Source organism: Spirosoma sp. (assembly GCF_048594605.1).
In the GTDB taxonomy this organism is placed as follows: domain Bacteria; phylum Bacteroidota; class Bacteroidia; order Cytophagales; family Spirosomataceae; genus Spirosoma.
In genome coordinates this window covers 1-11005 of record NZ_JBMDWV010000374.1, presented here as the reverse complement: position 1 = coordinate 11005, position 11005 = coordinate 1, and the positions used below count along the sequence as shown (strand labels likewise).

6 protein-coding genes are annotated in these 11005 nt (G+C 51.4%); 2 read left to right on the top strand and 4 right to left on the bottom strand.

The annotated features are described in order from the left end of the window. Window positions 1-172: 172 nt before the first annotated feature. Entirely contained in the window at window positions 173-1132 is a 960-nt protein-coding gene (locus tag ACOJS8_RS23425) for a D-2-hydroxyacid dehydrogenase (RefSeq protein WP_420150985.1), read from the bottom strand. Window positions 1133-1580: 448 nt separating this feature from the next. On the opposite strand from ACOJS8_RS23425, the gene ACOJS8_RS23420 reads away from it, so the two are divergent. Next, the gene (locus ACOJS8_RS23420) at window positions 1581-2405 is read left to right on the top strand and encodes a hypothetical protein (RefSeq protein WP_420150984.1); all 825 of its coding nucleotides are present in this window, start codon (window positions 1581-1583) and stop codon (window positions 2403-2405) included. Window positions 2406-2577: 172 nt separating this feature from the next. Then, window positions 2578-5664: a beta strand repeat-containing protein gene (locus ACOJS8_RS23415; RefSeq protein ID WP_420150983.1), complete on the top strand. Its 3087-nt coding sequence runs from the start codon at window positions 2578-2580 to the stop codon at window positions 5662-5664. A gap of 73 nt (window positions 5665-5737) precedes the next feature. Here ACOJS8_RS23415 and ACOJS8_RS23410 read toward each other — a convergent pair whose 3' ends face one another. The 3 genes from ACOJS8_RS23410 to ACOJS8_RS23400 all read right to left on the bottom strand — a co-directional run. Beyond that, the gene (locus ACOJS8_RS23410; RefSeq protein ID WP_420150982.1) at window positions 5738-7510 is read right to left on the bottom strand and encodes an L-lactate permease; all 1773 of its coding nucleotides are present in this window, start codon (window positions 7508-7510) and stop codon (window positions 5738-5740) included. Window positions 7511-7562: 52 nt separating this feature from the next. Then, window positions 7563-9728: an alpha-amylase family protein gene (locus tag ACOJS8_RS23405; protein WP_420150981.1), complete on the bottom strand. Its 2166-nt coding sequence runs from the start codon at window positions 9726-9728 to the stop codon at window positions 7563-7565. A 123-nt stretch (window positions 9729-9851) separates the two neighbouring features. Further along, window positions 9852-11005 (bottom strand): GMC oxidoreductase (locus ACOJS8_RS23400; RefSeq protein ID WP_420150980.1); only part of this gene is annotated, 1154 nt, incomplete at its 5' end.

Below are 11005 nucleotides of genomic sequence, written 5' to 3'. Positions count from 1 at the left end.
GGGTTTGAGAACCCGACACCACACTACCACATCACTCTACGTAGCGTTAGCAAATTATCCACTAATGCTACGTATGCTTGTACGGATTTTTGATGAAAGCGATTGCCTGTTTTGGTAGTATGATGGATGGAGTAACGTATCTACTGGATTTATCCCGTGTTTTGCGATAGGTTTACGCATTCACTACGTTGATTGGCTTTCCGCTCAGATACGCTTTCAGGTTGTCAACTGTCATGGCCATTAGTCGCTCGCGGGCTTCTTTCGTTGCCCAGGCAATGTGGGGCGTAATCAAACAATTTTTGGCGGTAAACAATGGATTGTCGGCAGCAGGTGGTTCAACGGACAATACGTCGATGCCGGCCCCAGCAATGACGTCGTTGTTGAGCGCATCGGCCAAATCCTGATCGACCACAATAGGCCCACGAGACGTATTAATCAGGAAAGCCGATGGTTTCATCCGCTGTAGATTCTCTTTATTAATCAAGCCTTGCGTGTCCGGTGTCAGCGGGCAGTGAATACTTACTACGTCCGACTGTTCCAGCAGTTCGGGAACTTCGGCCCAGCGGAAATTCCTGCGGTGCGACTGATCCGTTCGGTGTCGTTTCGAGCCGATGATGTTCATGCCGAAGGCCGTGGCAACATCGCCCACTTTTTCGCCAATACTGCCAAAGCCGATAATGCCGATTGTTTTTTCGGCCAGTTCAACCAGCGGGTAATCCCAGAAACAAAAATCTACAGACCTGGCCCACTTGCCGTTACGTACCGAATCGCTATGGCGCTGAACGTGATGGGTTAGCTCGAGCAACAGGGCAAAGGTCAACTGAACCACCGAAGGCGTACCATAACCTGGTACGTTACTGACAACGACTCCACTCTTTTTTGCTACGTCGGTATCAACAATGTTGTAGCCTGTGGCCAATACACCAACAAACTGTAGCTTAGGCAGTTGCTCCAGTGTATCAGCACGTAAAGGCGTTTTGTTGGTGAAGAGAATCTCGGCATCAGCCGCCCGCTCCACGATCTGGTTGGCTGACGTGCGGTCGTAAACCGTTACGTCTCCTAATTGCTCGACTCCTTCCCACGACAGATCGCCGGGGTTTAGCGTGTAACCATCTAAGACAACAATATTCATATCCGGCAGCGTGAAACTTTTGTTTAAACTGTTTTCCTGCAAAGAAAAACGTCTGAGCGGTTTTCGCTTAAAAGTACTGCGCACTTTATGATAAAAATCTGATTCTGGCAGTTGCTCAATTGGTCTTTCCTTGAGTAGAAAATAGCGGCCAGCTATGGCCTTAGCGGGTGAATTATAAAATGAACGATGCCCGCATGGATACTTTAATTCTTTCAGAGCAAAATTAAGGTTTCTTAATTAAGTATTTGGTTTATAAAATCAGACTTCTGTTGTATTTACATGATTTCTTTTAATAATATGTGTATCTATTCTAATTGAGTTATGTTCATGTTTATCTATATTTACCCCAGTTGCTAAATTGAGTTTAACCGTACTGGTTGTTTAGGTCTTAGTCTCCGGGAAGCCAATACAACGCACCTTTTTGTCTACCATTTTTCAATCAAACACTATGAAATTCAAACAAATTTTACTTGGCATGTCATTTGCCTGCATCGCTACGTATGCGCAGGCACAGGTTAAAGTTGGCGCGAATCCAGGCTCCATTACCACCAACGGTGTGTTGGATGTGGAGGGAACCAGCGGGCAGCATACCGTCATTCTGCAAAATGGGAATATGGGTGTCAATCAGACTATTCCCGCCAATAAATTACACGTCACGGCGATTAGTGATCCGCTACGGTTAGAGGGCTTGCAACTGGGAACGGCGGATGATGATATCCTGGCCGTGGATGCCAATGGAGTCGTTAAAAAAGCGGTTACCGTTTTGCCTCAGGTATATCAGGTCGTCGCTACGGGTCCCGTTGATGTTAGCAAAGCGACCGTTGGCAATGGGACATATACCAACAATAATGTGGACTTGGGGCTATCGCAGACCCTCACCATTCCGGCCAACCGAAATGCGCTTGTAAGCGTATCGTACAGCGTACCCGCAGCTTCTAATGGTAATGTCAGTAACTCCGGTATGAGTACCTACATCGGCGTACGATTCCTCAAGAATGGAACCGAGGAGCCCATCGGTTCCCGGAAAACTACGATTCCGCTTGTAAACTCCACAGGCAGTATTCCCTTTGCTGTGCAGACGATCAGTGGTCAGTATGTGGAAACGGTCAATACGGGGGGCACGCCTGTGACGCTGACATTTGCAGCCAGAGGGTATATTGAACAACTGGTTAATACGACTACACTTGGGTACCGATTCAATATGTACGCAGCGAGTGGGGCAAATTTCAACTGGGGTAAAGCCAGTATGATCATAACAGTCATTTTTATCTGAGGACTCGCTTCCAGGTTGCTGGTGCTACGAGTTCGCCTGATTAGGGGTGAACCGGCCGTCCTGAACCGTCCCGTCTCTTACCCGGTAGCCGAGTGCTCATCTGGGTTAATTCTGCTTTCTACTATCAGTGCCCTTCTGTTCATCTGTTTTTGATGGTCTTACTCTCGGTATCATGAAGAAATCTAATTACCTCATTATTTTCCTGCTGGTTATAGCCGTTATGGGATATGGGCAGGGCAGTCAGATCAACGGGACTACCCAAGTCTACCCGCCGGCCTACTATGGCGCATACGGAACCTTAACGTTTAACACGGGGTATCTCGTTACCCCACGTAACGCTCCCAATAGCAACGTTTATTTTACGACGGGTTCGGCCTCGGCGGGCCAGTCCGATGCGTCGCACGTCAATGGCTACGCAGAGAAAGAAGGCACAACAGCCTTTACGTTTCCCATCGGCGATGGAACCACGCTACGTCCCGCTGGTATTTCGGCTCCGGCATCATCTGCCCGGTTTCAGGCGGCTTACTTCAAAGCTGACCCCGGTGCTGCTACGTTGCCGACGGGTGGGCCGTTTCCAACGGCTAATCGGGGCACCGGCGTTACGGCTGTCAGTCCGGTCGAGTACTGGGATGTCAACGGTAGCGCATCTACGAATCTGACGCTCACCTGGAATGCCGCGAGTAACCTCGCTACGCTGACGGGCAATACGTTGAGCGACCTGATTATTGTGGGCTATAACCCGTCTACCAGTCAATGGGAAAACCTGGGCGCAACCGCCATATCGGGTACATTGTCGGGTTCGGGTAGCATCACGACGTCGGTAGCCGCTTTTGCGCCCAATACCTACACAGCTTATACGTTCGGATCACTTGCGGCTCCGTTGGCTGCCGTTCCGTTTAGTTGCGTAGGGGGCGTGGTGTATCAGGTAGCCGTGCCCACCGGCTCAACTACGTCCGTGCTTTCCAGCTACAACATCACTAGCGGGGTGAGCACCACCATCGCTACGCTGAGCATCAATGTCAACGGAACCGGCTACAACACGGTGGATAACCTGATCTGGGGCGTCAACCCCACCACCGGGCAGGTGGTTAGTATTGATGCCACCGGCTCGGTAGCCAGCTATACCATCCCCAACCTGCCGGTCACAGCGTTCAACACGGGGGAGGTCATCACGGGAGGCTACCTGACACTCTACAGCAACAACGCTGCCAGCTACTACGTCATCGATATCAACCCCGCCCGCCCAGCTACTTACCTGCGACTAGTTGATCCGGCCACCGGCTTTAGTTTGCAGGCCGGGCCCACCTATGGCAAGGCCATCAGTACGCCCATCAACCCGGCTGACTGGGTCTACAATAGTGCCACGGGACTCATTAACGGCATCACCAGCAGTTCAGGGGCCAATCCGCGCCGACTCTTCACGTTGGATCTGGCGACGGGCGTTGTCACGCTGGGGCCCACAGCCAGCGGGGGGGGCATTGACGGGGAGACGTCGGGTTTTGGGGGTCAGTTCATCGACCCATCGGGTTCGTTGTATGCTTTTGCCAACAACCAGGGGCGTTACTATAAGATCAATCAGATTACGGGGGCCGCTACGTTACTTTCCACCACGAGTCCGGCATCGGGTAATGATGGAGCGAGCTGTCCGCTGGTCGAACTCGCTCCGCCCGCTCAGTTTAATTGCGAAGCGGGGATCGCTTATCAGGTAGCAGTGCCGTCAGGAGAAACCACCTCTACACTCTACAGTTATAATGTTGCTACGGGGGTTCAATCTACTGTCGCTCCGCTGGGTGTAAATATTAACGGGGCTGGTTACAGCACAGTGGATAACCTGATCTGGGGCTTTACGCCGACCACGGGGCAGGTGGTACGTATTGACGCTACTGGCTCGACCACCAGCTACACCATCCCTAACCTGCCCACCACGGGCTTCAACACAGGGGAGGTCATCACGGGGGGGTATCTGGTGCTCTATAACTCGAATGGGACCACCTACTACGTCGTGGACATCAACGCATCCCGCCCGGCGACCTACCTGCGGCTGGTCGACCCGGCTACCAGCTTTGGCTTGCAGACGGGCCCCACCTATGGCAAAGCCATCAGCACGCCCATCAACCCGGCCGACTGGGTTTATAACAGTGCCACGAATCTGATCAACGGCATCACCAGCAGTTCAGGGGCCAATCCGCGTCGACTCTTTACGCTAAATCTGGCGACGGGCGTTGTCACGCTGGGGCCCACGGCCAGCGGGGGGGGCATTGAAGGCGAGACGTCGGGTTTTGGGGGTCAGTTCATCGACCCATCGGGTTCGCTGTACGCTTTTGCCAATAACCAGGGGCGTTACTACAAAATCAACCAGAGCACCGGGGTCGCCACGCTGCTCTCTACCACAAGTCCGGCTACGAGTAATGATGGAATCAGTTGCCCATTGGTCAATCTGGCGTTTGCTATCAGTGGTAACGTATTTCTTGATAGTAACGGCCTGACTGATAATACGGTCAACGGAACGGGTACCAATGCGGGCGGGACGCTCAACGCTATTCTTTACGACAATACCACGAATGTCGTGTCCGGAATAATGCCTGTGGCGGCTGATGGTACGTTCAGCTTCGGCGCTTTACCCGGGCATAGCTATACAACCTACATCACTACCAACACCGCTACCATTGGCCAGGCTGCGGTGCCGGTTGTAGTCTTGCCAACCAGCTACTCCAGCACGGGTGAGAACCTGGGAGCTGGCGCCGGTAATGATGGGCAGGTTAATGGCATTCTGTCGATTGGTATAGTCACGGCTGATGTTAGCAATGCGAACTTCGGTATTACAGGCCCTGCCCCTGATCTTACACCGGTGATCTACGCCCGCCCCTCAACCACCTATAATACAACGCCCATCAACGTAGTGGTAGAGGTTTATGAACTGAACAACGTAGCCACTTCAGGGCTTATCACCGTCAAACTTGCCAAGGACACCAAAGTAAGTCTGACTTTTGTTGGAGGAGCCACTTCGGTAGGCAGCAACACGGTACAGAATAGCATCTGGACTTTTGATGGTACCAGCGATCCGGACTTCTACGTGCTGACAACCAATACGGTAATCCCGGCCGGCGATGTTCGTGCGTTTGGTCTGACGGGCAGTTTAACTCCGGGTTCTACGACTGGGACCTTGCCCTTTAGCGTAGTGATTGCACCCAACAGTGGCGGAGAGACCCTGATCACTAATAACAGTGATGCTGACAAGATTGATTTTTTTCAACAGTGATTCTAAAAAGTAATGCTCGAATACCCCGCCACTGGTGGGGTATTCGAGCAAAAAATGTGAACATCTTTTTTCCTTATCCTGCTATACGTTTAGGGAGCTGTGTTTTCTTCCGGGCGATCAATACAACCGAAGAAGCAACGACAGCTAAAAGAATGGCAAGAATCATCAGGTACGTAAAACCTTTCGATACGTCGGTTACGACAGTCGCCTTTTTCGCGTCCAGCATTTCGTAAACGGGAATGATCCATTTGATGACGTAGGCCTGCGCCAACGTAATAAGACAGATGACGGCCAGCATGATAAAACTGTGCTTCACCGTAAATCGGAACAAATCCGACTCTTTCCCGACCAGATCGCCAGCCGCTGCCGCTACCGCAATAGACTGGGGCGAAATCATTTTGCCCACCACGCCACCCGATACGTTAGCCGCCACCGTTACTACCGGATCGACCTGAATCGACTCAGCCGTTGCGTATTGCAGCTTGCAGAACAGGGCATTGGCCGACGTATCGGAGCCGGTTATAAACACGCCCAGCCAGCCCAGAATCGGTGCAAAGAATGGGAACAGTACGCCCGTGTTGGCCAGTACGTCGGCGAGGGTGAGCGTAATGCCGGAGTCGTTGACGATGTAAGCAAAACCCAACACGGCAGCTACGGTCAGAATCGGGAAACGGAGCTGATGCAACGTAGCGCCAAATACAGAAAGCCCTTCCCGATACGTTAACCCAACCATCGGAATGGCAATGAGCGCGGCAACAAAGATGGCGGTTCCGGCGGCTGATAAATAATTGAATTTAAAGATTTTAGCTAACAACGTTCCGTCTGCGTTCTGGATGGCGTTGTGTAATCCCGGAAATTCAAACTGAATCAGCCCGACCGAATTTAGCGCATCTTTAATCGGTTGCATACCCCAGGCAATCACCATGATGGTGAGTACAATAAACGGCGACCAGGCTCGGAGCATTTCCGTGTTTGAATACTGCGTGTCGGTGTTGAACGTAGCAGCGGGTTCGTTGGCAAAACGCCAGATGACTTTCGGTTTCCAGAAACGCAGAAAGATCATCAGACTGATAATGGAACCCAGCCCGGCAAGTATGTCGGGAAGGAAGGGCCCCAGAAAATTGGACGAGAAGTACTGAAGAAAGGCAAACGAAATTCCCGATACCAGCACGGCTGGCCAGATTTCCTGCGCTTTTCGGAAACCAGCGATAATTGAAACGAGATAGAACGGTAATACGACCGACAGGATCGGCAACGTTCGACCGACCATCTGCGAAATCGGCATTTCAGGAATGCCCGACACCTGCGAAGCTACCGTAATAGGAATACCGATGGAGCCGAACGCAACAGGTGCCGTATTGGCAATCAGACAAATGCCCGACGCGTACAACGGATTGAAACCCAGCCCAACCAGCATGGCCGCCGTAATAGCAACCGGAGCGCCGAAGCCAGCGGTCCCTTCCAGGAAAGAGCCAAAGGAAAACGCAATCAGTAGGGCCTGCAACCGCCGATCGGACGTAATGGACGCCATGAAATGTTTGACGATTTCGAACTGACCGCTTTTACCGGTAAGATTGAACAGAAACACGGCCATAATAACCAGCCAGCATATTGGAAACAAACCGTACAGTGCACCGTGAGCCGCCGACAGAAGCGCTAGTTTGATGGGCATACCGTACACAAAAACGGCAATAAGCATGGCAATTCCCGTAGCAATCAGACTTGCCTGGTAGCCTTTCATTTTTCGGATAATCAGTGCCCAGAAAATGAACAGGATCGGCACGGACGCCACCAACACGGATAAAATGATACTGTTAAACGGGTCAATAACTTGTTTCCAGGCCATATTCTGTTTTGTAGGTAGTGAATGTTCACTAGAGACGGTATAGATTATCGTGTTAGGCCAAATCCAGTGCGATAATTTCGTGGTCGAGTATGCGGGGAACGGATACGGTTACTTTTCGACCTTTACTTTCAAATTTAGGCTTTTGATCACTCATAAGTAGTTTTACACCCGTCACTTTTGCGCCCGCCGGAACGTTTATAATCACTTGAGCCTCCACAGGAATTAATTCCCGAAATGGGCCTTTCATCATCATTGGATTGGTCAGATTAACCAGGTGTACCGTCATGGATTTAGCCTGCCGCCATACGTTCACATCAATCACGCCCGGCCCCGTTACGTTGGCAACAGACTCCTCATCAAGCGCCCAATTGATTACGTTACTCAGCAGCTGACCGTGATCCACACTTAATAACTGCCAGAAAGAACGGTCCAGGTCGCCGGGTATGTAAGCTACTCGCCCTTTTCCCACTTGTCGCAGATACAGTTCGCGGGTATCCGTTGTGCTCACTCGTGGATACACGTCTTCCATAGGCAAATCCGGATACGTTGGGATAAGCGTAACGGGGCTTGGGAACGTAGCCGTCGGTTTTACATTCACTTTGTAGACGGAATTTATAATCCGGGGCGTGTCGTCCAGACCCTTCAGAATGAGCTGGGTCTGACTGTTTTGAGCATCCGGGCGTAGTTGCAGATAGCTGTTTCGCATAGGACCTTCCACTTTCTGATCGTACGAAACGCCCAGCAGATTAGCCAATCCAAAATCGTTACGTTGTTTGCCTTCTTCATCGTAGAGTGACGTTTCGAACGTAGCGACCAAACTGCCACCCTTATCAACAAAAGCCTGTAACTGCTTGCACTGGTCGTCGGAAAGGGCTGCGATATTGGGCAGGATCAGCAATTTGAACGACTTCAGGTCGTCGGGTGTAAGCAAACGGTCATTGACCATATCAAACGGAATCCTGCTTTCGACCAGTGCGTGGTACATACCATCCAGGTGGTCAGCGCTTTTCTGTTGCCAGGGTTTGCCTCCGTAATTCCGATCGGTCTGCTCGGAATAAACCAACCCAACCCGGGCCATCGACGCCGTATTCCGTAGGTATTTCTCGTTCTTATGATGCTGTTCATACACATGGGCAACGGAGTCCATCCAGCGTTTATCGTAGATGTCGCCCCCAAATTTCACGAAACAGGGGCGCATGCCATTGGCAATGCCTTCAGCAACCCAGGTCCGGATTTCGGCATCGCTCTGAACCGAATCTTTCCAGCGAAATTCCTCTTCAATACCGACGCTGAAGATTCCGATCAGGGGTTTTAACCCCAACGTAGCGCGGAGTTCTTTGGCCCCTTTTCCGTTTATCCAGGGCGGTATCAAGCCCCGACGAGCCTGCTGGTCAGCAAAAAAAAGATCGGCTTCTTTGCCCGTTACTATTTTGTCCGGGAAGCCATTCGGAATGAAGCGGGAAGCCGACCGTTGCTGACGAATACCTGAATCCCATAAAGCCCACACTTCCCGCAGTCGTTTCATGCGCCAGTCTGCCCACTTTCGATACGTAGCATCTAGTTTATCGGCTTTTTGCGGCAGCTCCAGGTTTGAATATGTTTTGAAATTGCGCTGACAATGTTCGCAGTAACAGATGTCATGACCATGCCAGCGGTTTGAAAAAATACCTTCGGGCTGAAACCGTTCCATGATTTCTTTATTCACCTGGGGCATAAACTCAAAATTGTAGGGTCCCAGCGCACAGGTTACCCACAAATCCGAATTGGCCCAATGGCGACGTTTCTGCCCGTCGGACGTAACGGCAATCCAGTCGGGATGAGCGTCGTATACATTCTGGCGGGCGGCATGAGGATCGGTACGTAGCATAATCTTCATGCCCTGTTTTTTGCAACCTTCTACCAGATAGCCCAACGTATCGGAATTGCCCAGAAAGTCGCTTCGGTGATGCAGCGGAATCTGCGTTGGGTAAAAAGCAACGACGCCCCCGGCACTGAGCAGCGCACCATCGGCATGAATGCGTTTAAAATAGCTGAGCCAGAAATCTGGGTCGTAATGACCGGGGTCTCGTTCCACAAAAGCCAGCTGCGCCCAGCGCATTGGGCCATCGAGCCAGTAGCTTTCGGCTGGTGCCTGCAGATTGGCTGCGGTTGCAGATCCGGTAAGCACGTAGGCTCCCCCAATGACGCCGGTTGTTTTAATAAACACTCGTCTGTTCATACGTAAAGGTATTCGCCATAAAAGCGATCTAATTGAGTCAGGAATAGGCAATTACCAGAACAGAGTGAGTCCTGTTTTCTACTCTTTACGTATCACCGGTGTAGTATCCGTCAGATGGTCAGCTTATAGATTCCTGGCTTTCAACTGCGCAACCGCATAATTGGCTGCACGTGCCGTAAGAGCCATATACGTTAGCGAAGGATTTACGTTGGAAGCGGAGGTCATGCCCGAGCCGTCGGTCACAAATACGTTTTTGCAGGCATGAACCTGATTGAATTTATTCAGAACCGATGTTTTGGGATCTTTGCCCATTCGTGCTGTTCCCATTTCGTGAATGCCTAGTCCCATATGCGCAACAGGATTATCGTAAGCCACTACGTTCTTAAAACCAGCAGCTTCGAGCATTTCGGCCCCATCGTTCATAATGTCTTTGCGCATAGCCAGCTCGTTTTCGCCAAAGTCAGCGTCGAAAACCACCTGCGGAAGTCCCCATTTATCGGTCTGATCGCTACTGAGGTAGAACCGATTCTTCGGATCGGGTAGCACTTCACCAAATCCGCTCAGGCTAATTTTCCAAGGGCCAGGCTGGGTCATTCTTTTTTTGAAATCAGCGCCGAACCCTGGTTCCGTTGCACCCCTCGAAAAATCGGCCCGACTGGCCCCGCCCTGGTAGCCAAATCCCCGGAGGTAGCTACGTTTGTCATTGCCCCAGTTGCGGAAACGCGGAATGTACAAACTGCCCGGCCGGGCGCCGAAGTAATAATCGCTTTCGAACCCATCGATATCGGCCCGCGCGCCAATGGCCAGGTGGTGATCCATCAGGTTGCGGCCCAACTGATCGCTGTCGTTACCGAGTCCGTTCGGAAAACGGGCTGATTTGGAGTTCATCAGGATCGACGTAGAGCCGATGGTACCGGCATTCAAAAAGAAAATTTTGGCGTAAAATTCCCGCACTTCCAGCGTATTCTGATCAATAACGCGAACACCTTTGGCCCGTTGCGTAGTTTCGTCAACTATAATCTCTTTCACAATCGCGTTGTGGACAATTGTGAGCCGATTTGTGTTTCGGGCGGCTGGTAACGTAGCAGCTAACGAGCTAAAGTAGCCACCGTAAGGACAACCTCGCGTACAACGGTTTCGGAACTGGCAGTCGGTACGGCCCACGGCCAGATGCTGGGGTTGCGCTTTGGTCAGGTGGGCAACCCGGCCAATGGTTATTGGTCGGTTAAGCTTCTGAGCCACCGACTTTTTTAGATGAATTTCGGGGGCAGTCATAG

What these genes read in the sequence shown, in the direction of transcription:
- ACOJS8_RS23425 (WP_420150985.1), bottom strand. Translation starts at nt 1,132, where the DNA reads ATGAATATTGTTGTCTTAGATGGTTACACGCTAAACCCCGGCGATCTG.
- ACOJS8_RS23420 (WP_420150984.1), top strand. Translation starts at nt 1,581, where the DNA reads ATGAAATTCAAACAAATTTTACTTGGCATGTCATTTGCCTGCATCGCT.
- ACOJS8_RS23415 (WP_420150983.1), top strand. Translation starts at nt 2,578, where the DNA reads ATGAAGAAATCTAATTACCTCATTATTTTCCTGCTGGTTATAGCCGTT.
- ACOJS8_RS23410 (WP_420150982.1), bottom strand. Translation starts at nt 7,510, where the DNA reads ATGGCCTGGAAACAAGTTATTGACCCGTTTAACAGTATCATTTTATCC.
- ACOJS8_RS23405 (WP_420150981.1), bottom strand. Translation starts at nt 9,728, where the DNA reads ATGAACAGACGAGTGTTTATTAAAACAACCGGCGTCATTGGGGGAGCC.